17 protein-coding genes are annotated in these 18,745 nt (G+C 73.7%); 7 read left to right on the forward strand and 10 right to left on the reverse strand.

Annotated elements, in window-relative coordinates; all coding sequences use genetic code 11:
* Positions 1-148: 148 nt before the first annotated feature.
* From ACZ6J5_RS03660 to ACZ6J5_RS03670, 3 genes are read left to right on the forward strand one after another with little or no spacing between them, the layout of a single operon-like run.
* On the forward strand, positions 149-652 hold the full coding sequence (locus ACZ6J5_RS03660) for a DUF5949 family protein (protein WP_469387192.1): 504 nt from the start codon (positions 149-151) through the stop codon (positions 650-652).
* 19 nt (positions 653-671) lie between these two features.
* The gene (locus ACZ6J5_RS03665) at positions 672-1,322 is read left to right on the forward strand and encodes a vitamin K epoxide reductase family protein (RefSeq protein ID WP_469387194.1); all 651 of its coding nucleotides are present in this window, start codon (positions 672-674) and stop codon (positions 1,320-1,322) included.
* Between the two features lies 1 nt (position 1,323).
* Positions 1,324-2,355 (forward strand): glycoside hydrolase family 26 protein, encoded by a 1,032-nt coding sequence (locus tag ACZ6J5_RS03670; protein WP_469387196.1) that lies wholly within the window; start codon positions 1,324-1,326, stop codon positions 2,353-2,355.
* Here ACZ6J5_RS03670 and ACZ6J5_RS03675 read toward each other — a convergent pair.
* Together ACZ6J5_RS03675 and trhA are read right to left on the reverse strand one after the other, a co-directional pair.
* A complete protein-coding gene (locus tag ACZ6J5_RS03675; RefSeq protein WP_469387198.1) occupies positions 2,309-2,941 on the reverse strand; it encodes a TetR/AcrR family transcriptional regulator in 633 nt (210 codons plus the stop codon). The genes ACZ6J5_RS03670 and ACZ6J5_RS03675 overlap by 47 nt on opposite strands.
* Positions 2,942-2,968: 27 nt before the next feature.
* A complete protein-coding gene (gene trhA, locus ACZ6J5_RS03680; protein WP_351664399.1) occupies positions 2,969-3,637 on the reverse strand; it encodes a PAQR family membrane homeostasis protein TrhA in 669 nt (222 codons plus the stop codon).
* 198 nt (positions 3,638-3,835) lie between these two features.
* Here trhA and ACZ6J5_RS03685 point away from each other — a divergent pair, with 198 nt between their 5' ends.
* Complete coding sequence (locus ACZ6J5_RS03685) at positions 3,836-5,659, forward strand: phosphoenolpyruvate carboxykinase (GTP) (RefSeq protein WP_469387200.1); 1,824 nt, start codon at positions 3,836-3,838, stop codon at positions 5,657-5,659.
* Positions 5,660-5,810: 151 nt separating this feature from the next.
* Here the strand turns inward: ACZ6J5_RS03685 and ACZ6J5_RS03690 are convergent, their stop codons facing one another.
* From ACZ6J5_RS03690 to ACZ6J5_RS03715, 6 genes are all read right to left on the reverse strand, one after another.
* On the reverse strand, positions 5,811-6,401 hold the full coding sequence (locus ACZ6J5_RS03690) for a hypothetical protein (RefSeq protein ID WP_362472881.1): 591 nt from the start codon (positions 6,399-6,401) through the stop codon (positions 5,811-5,813).
* The gene (locus ACZ6J5_RS03695) at positions 6,388-7,983 is read right to left on the reverse strand and encodes a substrate-binding and vWA domain-containing protein (protein WP_469387203.1); all 1,596 of its coding nucleotides are present in this window, start codon (positions 7,981-7,983) and stop codon (positions 6,388-6,390) included. The genes ACZ6J5_RS03690 and ACZ6J5_RS03695 overlap by 14 nt, the downstream gene beginning before the upstream one ends.
* A complete protein-coding gene (locus ACZ6J5_RS03700) occupies positions 7,980-9,170 on the reverse strand; it encodes a toxic anion resistance protein (RefSeq protein WP_469387205.1) in 1,191 nt (396 codons plus the stop codon). The genes ACZ6J5_RS03695 and ACZ6J5_RS03700 overlap by 4 nt, the downstream gene beginning before the upstream one ends.
* On the reverse strand, positions 9,167-10,288 hold the full coding sequence (locus ACZ6J5_RS03705) for a hypothetical protein (RefSeq protein ID WP_469387207.1): 1,122 nt from the start codon (positions 10,286-10,288) through the stop codon (positions 9,167-9,169). Before ACZ6J5_RS03705 ends, ACZ6J5_RS03700 begins: the two co-directional genes overlap by 4 nt.
* Positions 10,289-10,527: 239 nt before the next feature.
* Entirely contained in the window at positions 10,528-10,920 is a 393-nt protein-coding gene (locus ACZ6J5_RS03710; RefSeq protein WP_469387209.1) for an SCO4983 family protein, read from the reverse strand.
* Between the two features lie 99 nt (positions 10,921-11,019).
* Entirely contained in the window at positions 11,020-12,231 is a 1,212-nt protein-coding gene (locus tag ACZ6J5_RS03715) for a pyridoxal phosphate-dependent aminotransferase (RefSeq protein ID WP_469387211.1), read from the reverse strand.
* Positions 12,232-12,345: 114 nt separating this feature from the next.
* Between ACZ6J5_RS03715 and mptB the strand changes: the two genes are divergently transcribed.
* Positions 12,346-13,878 carry a polyprenol phosphomannose-dependent alpha 1,6 mannosyltransferase MptB gene (gene mptB, locus ACZ6J5_RS03720; RefSeq protein ID WP_469387213.1) on the forward strand — a complete coding sequence of 511 codons (1,533 nt, stop codon included), beginning with the start codon at positions 12,346-12,348 and terminating at the stop codon, positions 13,876-13,878.
* On the opposite strand, the gene ACZ6J5_RS03725 is transcribed toward mptB, so the two are convergent.
* Positions 13,859-15,442, reverse strand: coding sequence for an N-acyl-D-amino-acid deacylase family protein (locus ACZ6J5_RS03725; RefSeq protein WP_469387215.1), 1,584 nt, complete (start codon positions 15,440-15,442; stop codon positions 13,859-13,861). The two genes, mptB and ACZ6J5_RS03725, sit on opposite strands and share 20 nt — an antisense overlap.
* A 22-nt stretch (positions 15,443-15,464) precedes the next feature.
* Positions 15,465-16,730 (reverse strand): alanine racemase, encoded by a 1,266-nt coding sequence (locus tag ACZ6J5_RS03730; protein WP_469387217.1) that lies wholly within the window; start codon positions 16,728-16,730, stop codon positions 15,465-15,467.
* Between the two features lie 164 nt (positions 16,731-16,894).
* Between ACZ6J5_RS03730 and ACZ6J5_RS03735 the strand changes: the two genes are divergently transcribed.
* Complete coding sequence (locus tag ACZ6J5_RS03735) at positions 16,895-17,983, forward strand: sugar kinase (protein ID WP_469387218.1); 1,089 nt, start codon at positions 16,895-16,897, stop codon at positions 17,981-17,983.
* Positions 17,980-18,738 carry an IclR family transcriptional regulator gene (locus ACZ6J5_RS03740; RefSeq protein WP_469387220.1) on the forward strand — a complete coding sequence of 253 codons (759 nt, stop codon included), beginning with the start codon at positions 17,980-17,982 and terminating at the stop codon, positions 18,736-18,738. Before ACZ6J5_RS03735 ends, ACZ6J5_RS03740 begins: the two co-directional genes overlap by 4 nt.
* The last annotated feature ends 7 nt before the right edge of the window (positions 18,739-18,745 follow it).

The following is an 18,745-nucleotide window of genomic DNA, read 5'->3' on the forward strand; positions in this document are numbered from 1 at the left end:
TGCGATCTCCTGAGGTCGGCTGATGCCCTCTGGGCACAACGATGTAAACCGCGGTTCGTTGCGCCGGAAATGCGGTCGGTTGGAATGTCGGCCGAATGAGTGAATTCGGCGCAGGGGGGCCGGTGTTCGTCCCCTAGCATCCGGAACCATGACCACTTCCAACGTCCTCTCCGCGGAGCACAGCGCCCACACGATGGGAACGCTCAGCGTCATCTCGTGGACCCTCGGGCCCACCGACGACATGCCCGCCACCCCGTTCCTGATGGTGTACTCGGTCGGCGACGGCCTGCACGGCCGCGAGGCCGGCGAGGCGGAGCTGCGGGAGACCCTGGAGGGCATGGGCGTGCCGATCGGCGACATCGTCGTCGACGCCGGCCAGGAGCGCGGGATCGGGGCCCACCTGCTCGTCGAGGCGGAGCGCGCGGTGCTCACGCTGCCGTTCATGAACGCCCAGGTCCCCGTCTCGGCGGACTGGCAGGCGGCGGCGTACGAGACGGGCCACGTCATCGTGAAGGTCCCGGTCGTGCCGTGGCCGGACGCGGAGCCGGGCGCCCCGGTCGACGAGGACCGGCTGAAGGCATTCGTCTCCGCCGACGACGTCGTGCGCAACACCGGTCACGTCGCGGTGCCGGTCAGCCGGATCCAGGGCTGAGCGGACGGGGGGCGGCGTCATGGCGACGGTGAACGTACGGGGAGCGGTACCGGGTCAGCGGCAGCAGCAGGAGGACGGGCGGACGGGCGGAGCGGGGACCGGCGCGAGCCGGGCCTTCGCCTGGATGCTGATCGTGACGGGCGCGGCCGGTGTGCTGTCCGGCTGGGTCATCACGATCGACAAGTTCAAGCTCCTGGAGGACCCGGGCTTCCAGCCGGGGTGCAGCCTCAACCCGGTCGTCTCGTGCGGCAACATCATGAAGAGCGAGCAGGCGGCGGTGTTCGGCTTCCCGAACCCGATGCTGGGGCTCGTCACGTACGCCGTGGTCGTCGCGGCGGGCGCCGGGATCCTGGCCGGCGCCCGCTACCGGGGCTGGTTCTGGCTCGGGCTCAACGCCGGGATGCTGTTCGGGGTCGGCTTCTGCACCTGGCTGATGTACCAGTCGCTGTACGAGATCAACTCGCTGTGCCTGTGGTGCTGTCTGGCCTGGTGCGCGACGATCACGATGTTCTGGTACGTCACCGCGCACAACGTGCGGCACGGGTCGCTGCCCGCGCCGGCCGCCGTGCGGGGCTTCCTGGGCGACTTCACGTTCGCGCTGCCGGTGCTGCACATCGGGATCATCGGGATGCTGGTCCTGACCCGCTGGTGGGAGTTCTGGACGAGCTGACGTGCGCCTTCCCCTCTCCTCCTGGCCGCGAGTGGCGCTGACGCTGCTGCTCGCGGCCTGTTTCGCGCTTCTGCCGCCGCACGGGGGGCTCGCGCCGGGCGGCCGGGCGGCTCCGGCGGACCCGGCCGTGCCGCCACCGCCGTCGCCGGGGGTGCCGGCCGGCTTCTTCACCGGCTCGGACGAGGCCGGGGTGCGGCGGATCGCCGGGGTGGAGCGCTGGCTGGGCGGGGCGCCGCTGAGCGTGGGCCACACCTATCTGCCGGGCGACCGGTGGTCCAACATCGAGGGCCATCCGGCGCTGTTCGAGCCGTGGGCGCGCTGGAAGGAGGAGCGGCCGGGGCGCCTGTTCGTGCTGAACGTGCCGCTGCTCGACCGCAGCGAGGCCGGTCTCGCCGACGGGGAGGTGCGGGCGGGGCTGCGGAGCGGGGCGGCCGGGGCGTACGACGGGCACTTCCGGACGCTGGGGGAGCGGCTGGTGCGGTACCGGCTGGCGGACGCGGTGCTGGTGCTGGGCTGGGAGATGAACGGAACGACGTACAGCCATCGCTGCGGTCCCGACCCGGAGTCCTGGAAGGCGTACTGGCGCCGGGTGGTGGGGGTGCTGCGGGAGGTGCCGGGGCAGCGCTTCCGCTTCGACTTCACGCCGAGCCGGGGGCTGGACGCGATCGCCTGGCCGCGCTGCTACCCGGGGGACGCGTACGTGGACGTGATCGGGATGGACGCGTACGACCAGCCGGCCGGGCTGTCCTTCGAGGAGCAGGTGACCGAGCCGTACGGGCTGGCGCACCACGCGGCCTTCGCGGCGGCGCGCGGCAAGCCGGTGTCGTTCCCGGAGTGGGGGCTGTTCCGCAACGGGGACAACCCGGCGTACGTGCGGGGGATGCTCGACTGGTTCGCGCGGCACCGGCCGGTCTACCAGACCTTCACCGACTACTGCCCGCACGGGGTGTGGGGCTGTGCGGAGAACCCGGCCTCGGGCGAGGTGCTCAGGGGCGCGCTGGGGCGGGCGGGCGGAGCGTCAGGCCGGCCTTGAGGGTGTCGACGGTCCGGTCGAGGAGCGGCACGAGGTCGTCGCCCTGGCCGTGCTCGGCCCAGTGCAGGGTGGCCTCGCGCAGGGCGCCGAGGACGGCCGCGGTGAAGACCCGCACCTCCAGGTCGTCGGGGGCGCGGCCGGTGCGCTCGGCGACGGCCCGGGAGAGCCGCCGGCCGCTCTCGGCGGTGGTCTCGGTGAGCCGGGCGCGGATCGCGGGGATCTCGGTCATCAGGCGGGCCCGCAGCCGGATCTCCTCCGGCTCGTGGGTGAGGGCGGCCGAGACGGCGTCGAGGACGACGGCCCGCAGCGACTCCAGGGGCTCCTCGCCGGCCGGGCGGGCGCGCAGCCGGGCTTCGAGGAGGGCGTCCTGGTCGTCGGTGAGGAGGATGTCCTCCTTCACCGGGAAGTAGCGGGCGACGGTCGAGGGCGAGACCTCTGCCGCCGCCGCGATCTGCTCGACGGTGGTGGCCTCGTACCCCTGCTCGACGACGAGCCGGAAGGTGGCGCGGCGGATCGCGGCGCGGGTTCTGAGCTTCTTGCGCTCACGCAGGCCGGGGCGCTCGGGGGTGGGGGGCATGGCCGTCATTGTGCCCGGCCGGGCGGGCCCGCCGGGTCAGGAGTGCTGGTACGCGACGAGCGAGATGCCCACGTAGTGGACGATGAACGCGGCCAGGGTCAGCGAGTGGAAGACCTCGTGGAAGCCGAACCAGCGGGGTGAGGGGTTGGGGCGCTTGATGCCGTAGATCACGCCGCCCGCGCTGTAGAGCAGGCCGCCGACGATCACCAGGACGAGGACGGCGATGCCGCCGGTGCGCATGAAGTCGGGCAGGAAGAAGACGGCGGCCCAGCCCATCGCGATGTAGCAGGGCGTGTAAAGCCAGCGGGGGGCGCCGACCCAGAAGACCCGGAAGGCGATGCCGGCGGCGGCCGCGGCCCAGACCGCCCACATGAGCGGGCGGCCGGTGGAGTCCGGGAGCAGCAGCAGGGTCAGCGGGGTGTAGGTGCCCGCGATGATCAGGAAGATGTTGGCGTGGTCGAGGCGCCGCAGCACCGCCTCGCCGCGCGGGCCCCAGTTGCCTCGGTGGTAGAGGGCGCTGATGCCGAAGAGCAGGCAGGCGGTGAGGACGTAGATCCCGCAGGCGATCCGGGCGCGGGGCGAGTCCGAGAGGGCGACCAGGACGAGTCCGGCCACGATCACCGCGGGGAACATGCCGGCGTGCAGCCAGCCCCTGAGGCGCGGCTTGAGGGGGAGCGGCGTGAGTTCCGGCGTGGCTGCAGTCATGACACCGAATGCTACCTACGCCTCCGTAGGTACCGGATATGAGTGGCGATGCTCACGTGTGAGGCCCTCTGGACATATGGGCGGTAGCATCGGATGATCAAATGAGTGCGGTCGGCACCGGATGAGCGCCTACGACGCATCCGGGTCGCAGCCCCCAAGGGGCAGACATCTTCACAAACCCCTCAACAAGGAGCAATCGTGGCGCGCGACAACGCGGCTCCCTCCACCGTCCCCACCCAGCACAAGGAACTGATCTCGTGGGTCAACGAGATCGCCGAGATCACTCAGCCCGACCGGATCGTCTGGTGCGACGGATCCGAGGCCGAGTACGAGCGCCTGTGCGAGGAGCTCGTCGCCAAGGGGACCTTCAAGAAGCTCGACCCGGTCAAGCGCCCGAACTCGTACTACGCGGCCTCCGACCCGACGGACGTCGCGCGCGTCGAGGACCGCACCTTCATCTGCTCCGAGAAGGAGGAGGACGCGGGCCCGACCAACCACTGGAAGGCCCCCGCGGAGATGAAGGACCTCTTCGCCGGTGACCAGGGCATCTTCCGCGGCTCGATGAAGGGCCGGACGATGTACGTCGTCCCGTTCTGCATGGGCCCCGTCGGCTCCCCGCTCTCCGCCATCGGCGTCGAGATCACCGACTCCGCCTACGTCGCCGTCTCCATGCGCACCATGACCCGCATGGGACAGGCCGTCCTCGACGAGCTCGGCACCGACGGCTTCTTCGTCAAGGCCGTGCACACGCTGGGCGCGCCGCTCGCCGAGGGCGAGGCCGACGTCCCGTGGCCGTGCAACTCCACCAAGTACATCTCGCACTTCCCCGAGACCCGCGAGATCTGGTCGTACGGCTCCGGCTACGGCGGCAACGCCCTGCTCGGCAAGAAGTGCTACGCGCTGCGCATCGCCTCCGTCATGGCGCGTGACGAGGGCTGGCTCGCCGAGCACATGCTGATCCTCAAGCTCACCCCGCCGCGGGGCGAGGCGAAGTACGTGGCCGCCGCCTTCCCGTCCGCCTGCGGCAAGACCAACCTCGCCATGCTGGAGCCGACCGTCCCCGGCTGGACGGTCGAGACCATCGGCGACGACATCGCCTGGATGCGCTTCGGCGAGGACGGCCGCCTCTACGCGATCAACCCCGAGGCCGGCTTCTTCGGCGTCGCGCCCGGCACCGGCGAGCACACCAACGCCAACGCCATGAAGACCCTCTGGGGCAACTCGGTCTTCACCAACGTCGCGCTCACCGACGACGGCGACGTCTGGTGGGAGGGCATGACCGAGGAGGCGCCCGCCCACCTGACCGACTGGAAGGGCAACGACTGGACGCCGGAGTCGACGACCCCGGCCGCCCACCCCAACGCCCGCTTCACCGTGCCGGCCGGGCAGTGCCCGACGATCGCCCCCGAGTGGGAGGACGTCAGGGGCGTCCCGATCTCCGCGATCCTCTTCGGCGGCCGCCGCGCCTCCGCCGTGCCGCTGGTCACCGAGTCCTTCGACTGGAACCACGGCGTCTTCCTCGGCGCCAACGTGGCCTCCGAGAAGACCGCCGCCGCCGAGGGCAAGGTCGGCGAGCTGCGCCGCGACCCCTTCGCCATGCTGCCGTTCTGCGGCTACAACATGGGCGACTACATGGCCCACTGGGTCAAGGTCGGCGCCGACAAGGACCAGGCCAAGCTGCCGAAGATCTACTACGTGAACTGGTTCCGCAAGAACGACGCCGGGAAGTTCGTGTGGCCCGGCTTCGGCGAGAACAGCCGCGTCCTCAAGTGGATCGTCGAGCGCCTCGACGGCAAGGCCGAAGGTGTCGAGAGCCCCATCGGCGTGCTGCCGACCCGGGAGTCCCTCGACACCGACGGGCTCGACCTCCCCGAGGCCGACCTGGACTTCCTGCTCACCGTCGACAAGGACGTCTGGCGCGAGGAGGCCGCCCTGGTCCCCGCGCACCTGGAGACCTTCGGCGAGCACACCCCGAAGGAGCTGTGGGACGAGTACCGCGCGCTCGTCGAGCGCCTGGGCTGATCCCGTAGCGGCATCCCGAAGACTCGTGGTGGGCTGCCCCGAAACACCGCCCTGACCAGTGGGGTCACGACGGTCCGCCACGACGCATCCGGCCCCCGGAGCCCCCTCACGGCTACGGGGGCCGGCGCACGTCCCGGCTCCCTCGGCGTGGTCAGCGGCCCCGGTCCTCCAGATAGCGGGTGTGGGTCTCCTGGCGCCGCACCTCCGCCTCGTGCAGCGCCTCCGCGACCGTCCGCAGCTCCGTGTGCAGTGCCGTGAGCTGCCGCTCCAGGTGCCGCTCCGGCGGCTCCTTGCCCGGCACCGCCCGGTCCCACCAGCGGCTGCGCACGAAGGCGTCCACCGCCTCCGGCACGTCCTGGCGCACCGCCCGCCCCAGCAGCCGCAGGTGCGCGGACTCGCTCACCCAGCCCGGCTCCAGGAGTGCGCCCAGCAGCGTGTCCAGCTCCGTCAGGCGCCCGTGCGCGGCCGGCGGCAGCTCCACCTCCGCGAGATAGCCGCGCAGCGTCGCCAGGTCCGCCCGCAGCGCGTCCAGCTGCTCGGCCGGGTCCGGGAAGCCGGGCGCAGCCGGGCGCTCGGGCGGGGCGATCAGCGCCCCCGCCCCGTACAGGCCCGCGACCACCAGTGGCCACAGCGGGCCCGCCGCGCCGGTCAGGGCGAGACCCACCCCGGCCAGGCCGGCCACGCAGCCCGTGAGGTTCTTGCGGGACTCCGCGTACCGCAGCAGCCGGTCACTGATAGCCACGGATCTCCTCGAAGGCTCCGTCGAGCGAACCCCGGGTCGCGTCGAAGAGGCGCCCGCCGGTCAGCTCGGCGATGTGGGTGAGCGCGGACCGGTCGGAGTCGCCGAAGAGGATCGGGAAGACCGGGGTGCGCTTCTGGGCGGGGGTGAGCTCCGCGTAGAAGGAGTCGAAGGCCTCGGCCGGGTCGCCGTCGGTGTTCTCGCCGTCCGTCATCAGCACGATCGAGGTGAAGGCGCCGTCCGAGGCGTCGGCGCCGAGGCGCGCGTACGCCTCCTTCAGGCTGGAGTAGATCGCGGTGCCGCCCGAGGCCGACAGCCGGCCCGCGTCCGCGCGCAGCGCGTCGAGCGCGGTCTTCGGGGCGGCAGGGTCGACCGTGCGGGTGGTGACCTCGGCGCCCTTCACCGAGGAGCCGAAGGGCATCAGGGTCACCTCCTCGCGGTCCCGGAAGTCCCCGGTCAGCTGTGCCAGCGCGGCCTTCAGCCGGTCCAGCCGGGCGCCCTCCATCGAGCCCGAGGTGTCCAGCACGTAGACCGTGCGGGAGGGGCGGCGCAGGGTGTTGTCGTACGCGTCGAGGAGTCCGTCGGCGACCGCCCGGCTGCCGGGGAAGGGCAGTTCGCGGCGGGGCCCGGCGGCGAGCCGGGACGCCGGGGCGACACCCGGGACCACCGGGCGGCGCAGGGTCCGCTCGGTGATCAGGCGCTGGACCTCCGGGGAGCGCAGCCGGTCCGCGAGCCGGCGGGTGGCGTCCCTGGCCTCGGGGCGCGCGGCGGTGAGCGAGGTCAGCGGGTAGTCGGCGGTGACGACCCCGTCGGCGGGGCGGATCACGGTGAGCTCGCCGGGCATCGACAGCAGCACCGACTCGTAGTTGACGAGTGCGTCGACGTCGGTCCTGCGGGTGTAGGCGGTGGCGAGCCAGCCGGAGGAGCCGGAGGTCAGCTTCTGCCCCGCGAAGAACTCCCTGAGCTTCGGCGTGGCCGCCTTCACGTCCCGCTCGGTGAGCGCGGACTGGGCGCCCGAGAGGCCCGAGGCGACGGAGACCAGCGCGGCGAAGCCGGAGTTGGAGCGCTTCGGGTCGGTCATGCCGTAGCCGAGCTTCCCGTCGGCGACGGCCCGGTGGAGCTGGGCCCAGGTGACCTTCGCCGGGTCCCAGCCGAGCCGGGCGACGGCGGCGGGCCGCACCCCGACGGCGACCGGGGAGGCCATCACGGGGGTCTCGCCGGTGATCCGGCGGGCGGTGTCGGGGCGCAGCCGCAGATAGGCGTTGGACGACAGCCAGACGGCGTCGAACTCCTTGTCGGCCTCGCCGGACGCGATCCGCCGGACGGCGTCGAGGGTGCCGGTGTAGGTGGGGCGCACGGTGACGCCGGTGGTCTTGCGGACCTCCTCCAGGACCGGTGCCATGTCGGCGAGTTCGGAGGAGGCGAGGATCCGCAGGGTGCCGGGGCGGTAGGCGCGGTCGTCCGGGGCGGGGCCGTCGTGGGCGGCGCCGCCCGCACAGCCGGTGGCGGCGAGGGCCAGGGCGAGCGCGGCGGTCAGGGCGCGCAGGGCGCGGGCGGGTGCCGGGGCGCGTGCCGGGGTTCTCATCCACGGCCTCCTTCGAGGATCCCGGGCCCGCCGTCGGCGGCGCGGGTGCGCTCCAGGTGCGCGCTCGCCGTGCGCAGTTCGGCGCCGAGCGCGTCGACGGTCTGCGCCATGGACTCGGTCGCCCGGATCTTGTACGTGTCGATGGCGTCGAGCGTCGAGTAGATCTGCCGGAAGGCGTTGCGTACGGTCTCCAGGCCCACCGCGGGCTCCGCGGCCAGCCGCTGGATGTCGCCGGACTGGCCGGAGAGCGCGTCCGCGTTGTGCTGGATGAGGCTCTCGGTGGCGCCGCGCAGGGCGGTGACCTGCTCGGTGACCTTCTTCTGGTGGTCCAGGGCGGAGGCCAGCATCACCGCGATCCGCAGCGCCGTGACGGTGGTCGTCGCGGCCCGCTCCACGCCCTTGATGAGCTCCTCGTTGTTGCGGCGGACCACGTCCATCGCCAGATAGCCCTGGGCGCAGACGGCGAGCTGGGTCAGCAGGTCCTGGTGCTTCTGCCGGAGCGGGAAGAGCACGTCGGCGCGGAGCGCGTCGGCCTCGGCGGGGTCGCCGGTGCGGGCCAGGCGCTCCTCGACGGCGGCGTCCAGCGCCTCGGTGAGGACCGCGTACTCCTGGAGCCGGCCCATGGTCTCCCACAGCCTGGCCCGCTCGGTGCGCAGGGCCGCGTTGTCCCGGCGCAGTTCGTCCTTGCCGCCGTCGAGGGCGTCCAGGATGCGGTCGAGGGTGGCCTTCGAGGAGGCGTACCGGGCGAGGTGGTCGCGGACCCGGTTGCCGCCGGGCAGCTTGGCCAGCAGGCCCCGGACGCCCTTGGCGGCGGTGTCGCGCGGGTCCAGGTCCTCCACGGTGCGGCGCAGCGCGACGAGCGAGTCGCCGACCCGGGAGGCCGGGTCGCCGCCGCCGGAGCCGAGGGAGCGGACGGTGCGGTCCAGCATCCGGTTGGACTGCTGGGCGGCGGAGCGCAGTTCGCCGCCGCCGAGACCGGTGATCTCGTCGATCCGGCCGGCGAACTCGGGGGAGCGGGCGTCGAGTCCGGCGAGCGAGCCGACGTACTCGTCGGCGCGCCGGGCCATCTCGGCGCGGACCGTGTCGTCCACCGGGACGAGCGTCTTCGCCTGTTCCGCGCGGACCGGGGCGACCGGCTCGGGCGGGGTGAGGACGAGCGGGCCGTCCGGTGCGCTGGGCGTGGTCATGGAGTGTCCCCCTGGTCGCGGGCCCGCAGGGCCATCCGGTGCAGCACCGCGGAGGTGGGCACGGGTGCCTGGCGGACTCCGGTGAGCGTCTGGTCGAGATAGCCGGTGAGTCCGGCGGTGGCGGCGGTGAACTCGGCGGGGGCGCCCTGCGGCCGGAAGCCGTGGCGGACCGCGAGCCGGCGCAGTTCCGGGTCTTCGGAGAGGAGCTCGCCGAGGGTCCGGCCGGCCTCGGTGAGCGGGACGAGGGTGTGGTCGCTGCTGACGGTGGTGTCGGGGTAGAGCACGACGAGGTCGCCGGGGTCCCGCTTGGCGATCAGCTGGGCGGCGACCTGCGACTCGTAGACGAGGACCAGGGGGTTGCCGACGCCGCTGACGAAGTCCCGGAAGGGGGCGTCGGAGCTGGACTGCTGGGCGCCCTGGACCTGGATGAGCTTGCGCAGCAGCGGGGCGGTGCGGTCCACGGCGGCCCGGTCCCCGGCCACCCGGCCGCCGTCGGCGACGTAGCTCGCGGCGGCCAGGTAGAGGGCGCCGGAGTTGGAGGACAGCGGGTCGGTGGTGGTGACGAACAGGGTGCCGCTCAGTTCGGCGTGCCCGGCGGAGCCCTTGAGCTGCTGCCAGGTGCGGTCGGCGCGGGCGGCGTCGAGATAGGCCGCCATGCGCAGGGTGCCGGTGCGGCCGCCGGGGCCGAGCGCGGCGAGCCCGTTGGCGGCGAGCACCTTGGCGGCGGCGCTGTGCGCGACGACGACCAGCGGCGAGTAGAAGGGCCGCAGCGGGGTGCCGCTCGCCTTCGTCCGGGCCTTGATCTCGTCGGCGGGCGCCTTGGCGGACGGGAAGGCGAAGTCGTAGCCCTTGAGGGGCAGCCGCTCCATGTCCCAGGACCCGGAGGTCTCCGTCCGTACGGTGAGGCCCTTGGCGGCAAGGGCCTTCACGACCTCGGGATCGGCGAAGAACTCCGCCTTCTCCGACCCGATCACTCCTCGCACGGTCTTCGTTGCCGTGCCCTTGTCGTCCTGGTCGCCGCCCGTCACGAGGACGGCGGCCACGCCGCCCAGGAGCAGGACGGCGAGGACGATTCCCAGAATGCGTCTCACGCGGGCAGCGTGCTCGCGGAAACCCACATTCCAGGGGGAGTCGGGTGTACGGGGGGTGAAGCCACGATCCCGGTAGGGAACCGGACGGGTGACGTCCGGGCCGGGGCGGCCGGAAGGGAGGGGTGGCGCCCGGGGCGGTGTGGCGTCCGGGGTGGGTGGCGTCCGGGGCGGTGTGGCGTCCGGGGTGGGTGGCGTCCGGGGTGGGTGGCGTCCGGGGTGGGTGGCGCCCGGTCCGCGCGGTGTCGTGGCCGCGCGGACCGGGGCCGTCAGGGGGCGCCGACCAGGGTTTCCCCGGTGAGCGCCGCGGTGTGCGCGTCCATGCGCTCGGCGGCGAGGATCGCGGCGGCCGTGTCGGCCCGGGAGGCGGCGACGACCAGGGCGCGGCCCGCGAGGGCGTGCGCCCTGCGGTGCAGCGCTTCGGCGGGGGAGCCGCTGAGGCCCGCGTGGCGCGCGGGGGGCGCGCCGCGGAGCCGGGCGACCTGCCGGGCGATCAGCTCGCCGGCCTCGCCGTCGCCGAGCTCGTCGGTGACGGCGAGCAGGGCGGCGAGGTGTCCGGCGAGCTGGATGTCCAGCTCCTCCTCGCGGGAGCGGTGCGGGTACGCGGTGTGGTCGTCGTCGGCCATCCGGTGGACCGACTTGGTGCGGATCGGTTCGTACATGGGACGGCCTCCTGATTGCTCTGGAGGCATCCTAGCTTAGATTCAATCTAAAGTTGAGTGCTGTCCGAATCGGGTCGGGGTCGATCCGCCGGACCGGCCCTAGTGCTGGCCGTAGCCGTCCAGGAAGGTGCCGATCCGGGTCACCGCGTCCGCCAGGTCCGGGGCGGCGGGCAGGGTGACGATCCGGAAGTGGTCCGGCTCGTGCCAGTTGAAGCCGGTGCCGTGCACGACCATGATCTTCTCGGCCCGCAGCAGGTCCAGGACCATCTGCCGGTCGTCCTTGATCTTGTAGACGTTCGGGTCGAGGCGCGGGAACAGGTACAGCGCGCCCTTCGGCTTCACGCAGGTCACACCGGGGATCGCGGTCAGCAGCTCGTACGCCGTGTCGCGCTGCTCCAGCAGCCGCCCGCCCGGCAGCACCAGGTCCTCGATGGACTGGCGGCCCTGGAGCGCGGCGGCCACCGCGTGCTGGGCCGGCATGTTGGCGCACAGGCGCATGTTGGCCAGGATCGTCAGCCCCTCGATGTACGAGGAGGCGTGGTGCTTCGGACCGCAGACCGCGAGCCAGCCGGAGCGGAAACCCGCCACCCGGTAGTTCTTGCTCATCCCGTTGAAGGTGAGGACGAGGAGGTCGGGGGCGATCGCGGCGGTCGGGGTGTGGGTGGCCCCGTCGTAGAGGATCCTGTCGTAGATCTCGTCCGAGCAGACCACCAGGTTGTGGCGGCGGGCGATGTCCGTCAGCGAGCGGAGCATCTCGTCGTCGTAGACGGCGCCGGTCGGGTTGTTCGGGTTGATCAGGACGAGCGCCTTGGTGCGGTCGGTGATCTTCCGCTCGATGTCGGCCAGGTCCGGCATCCAGTCCGCCTGCTCGTCGCAGCGGTAGTGCACCGCGGTGCCGCCCGCGAGCGAGACCGCCGCCGTCCACAGCGGATAGTCCGGCGCCGGGACCAGCACCTCGTCGCCGTCGTCGAGCAGCGCCTGCATCGACATCTGGATCAGCTCCGAGACGCCGTTGCCGAGGTAGATGTCCTCGACGGAGAGCGGGATGCCCTTGGTCTCGTAGTGGCTCATGATCGCGCGGCGGGCGGACAGCAGGCCCTTCGCGTCGCCGTAGCCGTGCGCGTCGGCGAGGTTGCGCAGCACGTCCTCAAGGATGGCCGGGGGGCACTCGAAGCCGAAGGCGGCCGGGTTGCCGGTGTTGAGCTTGAGGATGCGGTGGCCCGCTGCCTCCAGCCGCATCGCCTCTTCGAGCACCGGGCCGCGGATCTCGTAACAGACGTTGGACAGCTTCGTGGACTGGATCACCTGCATGACGCGAGCTTACGGCCGGGCCGGTCGGCGTGCCCCGTGTTCTGTGCCACGTCGGGGCGGGGGCACCCGGGAGAGTGACGGGGGCGGGCCGGGACGCGGGTAGGTTGGTCCGTCATGTGGGTTTTCAGTACCGCCGGGTGCCGGTGGCTCGGGGCGGCCGGAGCGCTCGCCGTCGCCGTCGGCGGCTGGGCCGCCGGAACCTTGCCGGAGCGCGGCGGCTGGGGCCTGTGGGAGCCGCGCGGCTCCGCCGTCACCGTGGCCGGCGCCGTCCTCGCGTACCTCGGCCTGACCCTGCTCGTCGCCGCCTGGTGGCGCTACGGGCGCCTGTACGCCGACGGCGCGCGGGACCGGATCGGCGTCACCCTCGCCTGCTGGACGGCGCCGCTGCTGCTCGCGCCGCCGCTCTACAGCGCCGACGTGTACAGCTACATCGCCCAGGGCGCGATGGTCCTCGAAGGCCATGACGTGTACGGGGCCGGGCCCGCCGTCCTCGGCCCCGGCGAGCTCGGCTGGGACGCCGCCGCCAGCGTCGGCGGCCACTGGACCGACACCCCCGCGCCCTACGGGCCGGTCTTCCTCGTCCTCGCGCAGGCGGTCGTGAAGCTCACCGGCGGCGCCGTCGTGCCCGCCGTCCTCGGGATGCGGCTGATCGGAGTCGGCGCGCTCGCCCTGATCGTCTGGGCGGTCCGCGGGCTCTCCGACGGGCGGCCCGGCGCGCTGTGGCTCGCCGCGCTCAACCCGCTGCTGCTCATCCACGTCGTCGCCGGGACGCACAACGACGGGCTCATGACCGGCCTCATGCTCGGCGGCCTGCTGCTGGCCGTGCGCGGGCGGTGGGTGGCCGGCAGCGTGCTGGTCGGGCTCGCGGTCATGGTGAAGTCGCCGGCCGCGGTGGCGCTGCTGTTCGTCGGGATCCTCGTGGCGCGGCGCGCCGGCGGGGGCGTCCGGGGCGTGCTGAAGGGGCTGCTGCCCGGGGCCGTCGCCGCGGCGGTCGCGGCGGGCGCGACGGTGGCGGCCGGGACCGGCTTCGGCTGGCTGCGCACCCAGAGCGTGGCCGGGACCATCCACACGGCGCTCTCCGTCACCAGCGACCTGGGCCTCGGGCTGGGGCTGCTCGTCGCGGACGACCCGGAGCCGGTGAAGGCGGTCGTCCAGAAGCTGGGCCTGCTGGCGGCCCTCGGGATCATCGCGGCGCTGGGGTGGCGGGTCTGGAAGGGCCGGACCGACCCGGTGCTCGGCCTCGGCCTCTCCCTGCTGGCGCTGGTCGCGCTCTCGCCGATGGTGCAGCCCTGGTACGCGCTGTGGGGGGTCTGCGCGGTGGCGGCGGTCGCCTGGGACGGGCCGTGGGGGCGGTGGCTCGCGGTGCTCTGCGGGGCGCTCGCCTACGAGACGGCCCCGTCGGGCCGCACGCCCTGGTACGGCTTCGCCCTGATGGGGCTCGTGCTGGCGGTCGGCGCGGTGTGGCTGCGGCGGACGGCGCCCCCGGGCGGGGGCCTGCCGTCCGTCCCCGCGCCGCGGGAGCGCCGCCGCGGTGACGTGGGGACGGACGCGGGGACGGACGCCGGGACGGACGCCGGGACGGACGCCGGGACCGGGACCGGGGCCCGGGGGCGGCGGCTGCCCTGGGTCAGCCGGTCGTCCTCCTGACCGAGCGGCCCGCCAGGACGTCCGTGCGCTTGCCGTCCTCCATCACGAACCGGCCGTCGATCAGGACGTGCGGGATGCCGGTCGGCAGGGTGCGGGGCGCCGCGTACGTGGAGCCCGCCGCGACCGTCGCCGGATCGAAGAGGACCAGGTCCGCGCGGTAGCCCTCGCGGACCAGGCCGCGGTCCGGCAGGCGCAGCCGGGCCGCCGGGCGGGAGGTCAGGTGGGCGACGCACTCCTCCAGGGACAGCACGCCCTCCTCGCGCACGTACCGGCCCAGGTACTCCGGGAAGGTGCCGTAGGCGCGGGGGTGCGGCTTGGCGCCCTGGAGGATGCCGTCCGAGCCGCCCGTGTGGACCCGGTGGCGCATGATCGCCCGGACGTTCTCCTCGTGGCCCACGTGCTGGAGGATCGTCGTGCCCAGCCGGTCGGCCAGCAGCAGCTCGCGGGCGGCGGGCCAGCCGGACACGCGCCGGCCGACGGAGCCGGCGAGCGCCGGGTCCGTGACCCCGGAGATCTCGATGGTGTCCCATTCGACCGGCACCCCGTGGCAGCCGTCCGAGCCGAGCTCCTCCAGGTGGTGCCGGATCCGCTCGGCGGTCGCGTCGTCGCGCAGCCGGTCCAGCAGCGCCTCCGGGCCGCCCTCGTGCGCCCAGCTCGGGAGCACGGCGACCAGCGTCGTGCAGCCGGGGGTGTACGGGTACGTGTCGAGGCTGATGTCCGCGCCGTCGGCGAGCGCCGCGTCGAGGAGGGCCAGCAGCTCCGGCGCCCGCCCCTCGTTGACGCCGAAGTTCATCGTGGCGTGGGCCAGGTGCAGGGCGCAGCCCGCGTCCCGGGTCAGCCGCACCATCTCCGCGTACGCCTCCAGGGCGCCCGCCCCGTAGGAGCGGTGGTGCGGGCAGTAGTAGCCGTCGTGGGCGGCGACCACCCGGCACAGCTCGGTGAGCTCGGCGTCGGGCGCGTACATCCCCGGCGTGTAGGTGAGGCCGGAGGACATGCCGACCGCGCCCTGCTCCAGGCCCTCGGCGACCAGCCGCCGCATGTGGTCCAGCTCGGCGTCGGTGGCGGGCCGGTCGTCCCAGCCGACGGCGTGCATCCGGACCGTGCCCTGGGGGATCAGGTAGGCGGCGTTGACGGCGATGCCCTGCCGGTCGAGCCGGTCCAGGTACTCGCCGACGGTGCGCCAGTCGAAGTCGATGTCCGAGCCGTCGCCGTTCCAGCCGGCGATGGCGCGGCGGACCTCGGCGAGGGTCCGGTCGTCGACCGGCGCGTACGACAGGCCGTCCTGGCCGAGCACCTCCAGGGTCACGCCCTGCGCGGCCTTGGCGCTGTGGTCCGGGTCGCGGAGCAGCGCCAGGTCGCTGTGGGCGTGCATGTCGATGAAGCCGGGGGAGAGGACGAGGCCGTCGGCGTCGACGACCCGGCGGGCGGTGGGGCGCTGGCAGCCGGCCGCCGCGCCCTCCTTGACGATCGCGGCGATCCGGCCGTCGGTGACGGCGACGTCGGCGCGGTAGGACGGCGCGCCGGCGCCGTCGACGACCTCGGCGTCGCGGAAGACGAGATCCATGGTCGGGGCTCCTCTCGGCGGCTCAGAAGAAGGTGCGGACGTAGTCGACGACGGTGCCGTCCGCCTCGACGAGCGGGATCAGCTGCCACTTGTCGAAGGCGGTGCACGGGTGGGAGAGGCCCATCCCGATCCAGTCGCCGACCTCGACGTCGGCGTCCGGGCCGGTGCGCAGCCAGCCGTGCTGGTCGGACAGGCCGGTGACGGTGACGCCGTCGGCGGGGCGGATCTCGCCGGTGCGGGCGTCGCGGACCACCTGGGCCTCGGGGAGGTGCAGGTCGTGGGCGGCGTCGCGCTTGCCCGCGTTGGTGAAGGCCTGCTCGGGGGTGGGGCGGGAGACGACCTGCGCCCAGAGCCGGAAGGCGGGCTCCAGCGCGCCCTCCTCGGGGACCCGGTTGAAGGGCGTGAGCTCGCGGTAGTGGCCGGAGTCGTGGCTCACGTAGGCGCCGGAGCGCAGCAGCTTCAGGACGGGCAGGGAGAGCGCGGGGATCTCGGCGAAGACCTCGGCGACCGTGTCGAACCAGGCGCTGCCGCCCGCGCTGACGACGATCTCCCCGACGGCCGGGCCGAAGCGGCCGGCCTTGTCGAAGTCGGCGGCGAGCGCGGTGAGGCGGCGCAGCCAGGCGCGGACCTTCTCCGGGTCGGCGCCGGGGACCTCGCCCTCGTAGCCGGCGACGCCGACGAGCCGGAGGGTGCCGGCGGCCGCGACGGCGTCGGCGACGGCGGCGCAGTCGGCCTCGGTGCGGGCGCCGGTGCGGGCGCCGTCGCCCGCGCCGAGCTCGACGACGACGTCGACGGGGCGGCGGGCGGAGGCGGCGCGCAGGGCCTCGTCCATGAGCTCGACGCCGCGCACCGAGTCGACGTAGCAGACGAAGCGGAAGTCCGGGTCGGCGTCGAGCTCGCCCGCGAGCCAGCGCAGCGCGACGGGGTCGACGACCTCGTTGGCGAGGAAGATCCGGGCGATGCCGTGGGCGCGGTAGACGCGGGCCTGGTGGGGGACGGCGGCGGTGATGCCCCAGGCGCCGTGGGCGAGCTGGCGCTCGAAGAGCTGGGGGGCCATGGAGGTCTTGCCGTGCGGGGCGAAGACGAGGTGGTGGCGCTCCGCGTACTCCTCCAGGAGGCGCAGGTTGTGCTCGACGGACTCGGCGGAGAGGGCGAGGACGGGGGTGGTGAAGCCGCCGGTGAAGAGGTTGCGGCGCTGGGCCGCGAGCTCCCGCACGGTCAGTCCCGCGGCGTCCGGCGGCAGGGCCTTGAAGCGGTGGTCGACGACCTCGTTCGCCAGGTCCGGCATGGGTCCTCCTCCTTGAGGGTTCCGGCGCGAAAGGCGTTGCTGTTGCACTCTCTGCAACGCCCGTTGCGCATATCGCTTAAGGCTGTCTAACATCCGGGCCAAGGCCGGGTCAATGCGCCCGGAGTCGAACCGCCCCCGCCGCACCAGCGTGAAGGAGCCCGAAGGTGACCGGAACCCCGCCTCCCGCGGACGAAGCGCCGGAGGTCGTCTGCCTCGGCGAGTCCATGGTCACCTTCGTGCCCGAGCGCCCCGGGCGCCTCGCCGAGGTGCCCTCCTTCAGCCGCGCGATCGGCGGCGCCGAGTCCAACGTCGCCTGCGCGCTGGCCGCCGCCGGACACCGCGCCAAGTGGGTCGGCCGGGTGGGCCGGGACGGCTTCGGGGAGCACCTGGTCGAGGCGATCGGGGGGTACGGGGTCGACGTCACCGCCGTCCGGACCGACCCGCGCCGGCCGACCGGCGTCTACTTCCGCACCGCCACCGACCGGGCGAGCGACGCGCACGAGGTGGTCTACTACCGGGCCGGATCCGCCGCCTCCGCGATGTCGCCCGAGACCGTGCCGTACGCCTCCGTCGCCGACGGGCGGATCCTCCACCTCTCCGGCATCACCCCGGCGCTCTCCGCCTCCTGCCTGGCCCTCGTGCGCGAGCTCAGCACGCCCCGGCCCGGCCGGCCCCTCGTCTCCTTCGACGTCAACTTCCGTCCCGGGCTGTGGGACGACCCGGCCGAGGGCGGCCGGGTACTGCTGGAGCTGGCCCGGGGCGCCGACCTCGTCTTCGTCGGCGCCGACGAGGCGGAGGACGCCTGGGGCGTGGGCGAGCCGGACGCGATCCGCGCGCTGCTGCCGGAGCCCGCGGTGCTCGTGGTGAAGCGGGGCGCCGAAGGGGCGACCGTGTTCGAGCGCGGCGCCGTGCCGGCCCCGGGGGCCGCCGGTGCCGGTGCGCGCGAGGCCGCCGCGCCCGATCTCGTCGTCTCCGTCCCCGCCCCCCGGGTCGACGTCGTCGCCCCCGTCGGCGCCGGGGACGCCTTCGCCGCCGGGTTCCTCTCCGGGACGCTGCGCGGGCTCGGCACCGCCGCCCGGGTGCGGCACGGGCACCTGACGGCCGCCGCCGCGCTCACCGTCCCCGGCGACCTCGCCGAGCCGCCCCGGCGCGCCCGCGCCGACCGGCTCGCCGCACTCGACGACGCCGCCTGGGGGAGACTGCACCTCGGCCCCGGGTGGACGGGGGACGACCAGGAGGTACGTACGCCATGAGCCAGACCGTCGACCGCGCGCTCAGTATCCTGCCGCTGCTCGCACAGGGGCCCGCCGACCTCGGGCAGGTCGCCGACCGGCTCGGCGTGCACAAGTCCACCGCCCTGCGCCTGCTCCGCACCCTGCACGAACACGGGTTGGTCTACCGGCAGCAGGACCAGCGCTACCGCCTCGGCGCCCGCCTCTTCGCGCTCGCCCAGGAAGCCGTCGAGAACCTCGACATCCGCGAGGTCGCCCACCCCCACCTCGCCGCCCTCAACGGCCACATCGGCCACACCGTCCACCTCGCCGTCCACGAGGAGGGCGAGGTGCTCTACATCGACAAGGTCGAGAGCCGCTACCCGGTCCGGATGTACTCGCGCATCGGCAAGCCCGTCGCCCTCACCGTCGCCGCCGTCGCCAAGCTGCTCCTCGCCGACCTCTCCGAGTCCGAGCGCCGCTCCCTCGCCGGAAAGCTGGACTACCCCCTGTACACGCCCCGTTCGACGCCCAACGCCGCCGCCTTCCTCAAGGAGCTGGCGACCGTGCGCGAACAGGGCTGGGCCACCGACCTCGGTGGCCACGAGGAGTCGATCAACTGCATCGCGGCGCCCATCCGAGGCGCGGACGGCCGCGTCGTCGCCGCCATGTCGGTCTCCGCGCCGAACGTGGTGGTCACCGCCGAGGAGCTCCTCACCCTGCTCCCGCTGGTGCGCCGCACCGCCGACGACATCAGCCGCGACTACTCCGGAAACACCACCAGGAAAGACAGTTAGGAAACGG

It is taken from the genome of Streptomyces sp. NPDC042100, assembly GCF_055582325.1.

What these genes read in the sequence shown, in the direction of transcription:
- ACZ6J5_RS03660 (WP_469387192.1), top strand. Translation starts at nt 149, where the DNA reads ATGACCACTTCCAACGTCCTCTCCGCGGAGCACAGCGCCCACACGATG.
- trhA (WP_351664399.1), bottom strand. Translation starts at nt 3,637, where the DNA reads ATGACTGCAGCCACGCCGGAACTCACGCCGCTCCCCCTCAAGCCGCGC.
- ACZ6J5_RS03725 (WP_469387215.1), bottom strand. Translation starts at nt 15,442, where the DNA reads ATGGATCTCGTCTTCCGCGACGCCGAGGTCGTCGACGGCGCCGGCGCG.
- ACZ6J5_RS03740 (WP_469387220.1), top strand. Translation starts at nt 17,980, where the DNA reads ATGAGCCAGACCGTCGACCGCGCGCTCAGTATCCTGCCGCTGCTCGCA.
- ACZ6J5_RS03715 (WP_469387211.1), bottom strand. Translation starts at nt 12,231, where the DNA reads ATGCAGGTGATCCAGTCCACGAAGCTGTCCAACGTCTGTTACGAGATC.
- ACZ6J5_RS03730 (WP_469387217.1), bottom strand. Translation starts at nt 16,730, where the DNA reads ATGCCGGACCTGGCGAACGAGGTCGTCGACCACCGCTTCAAGGCCCTG.
- mptB (WP_469387213.1), top strand. Translation starts at nt 12,346, where the DNA reads ATGTGGGTTTTCAGTACCGCCGGGTGCCGGTGGCTCGGGGCGGCCGGA.
- ACZ6J5_RS03695 (WP_469387203.1), bottom strand. Translation starts at nt 7,983, where the DNA reads ATGAGAACCCCGGCACGCGCCCCGGCACCCGCCCGCGCCCTGCGCGCC.
- ACZ6J5_RS03675 (WP_469387198.1), bottom strand. Translation starts at nt 2,941, where the DNA reads ATGACGGCCATGCCCCCCACCCCCGAGCGCCCCGGCCTGCGTGAGCGC.
- ACZ6J5_RS03665 (WP_469387194.1), top strand. Translation starts at nt 672, where the DNA reads ATGGCGACGGTGAACGTACGGGGAGCGGTACCGGGTCAGCGGCAGCAG.
- ACZ6J5_RS03710 (WP_469387209.1), bottom strand. Translation starts at nt 10,920, where the DNA reads ATGTACGAACCGATCCGCACCAAGTCGGTCCACCGGATGGCCGACGAC.
- ACZ6J5_RS03700 (WP_469387205.1), bottom strand. Translation starts at nt 9,170, where the DNA reads ATGACCACGCCCAGCGCACCGGACGGCCCGCTCGTCCTCACCCCGCCC.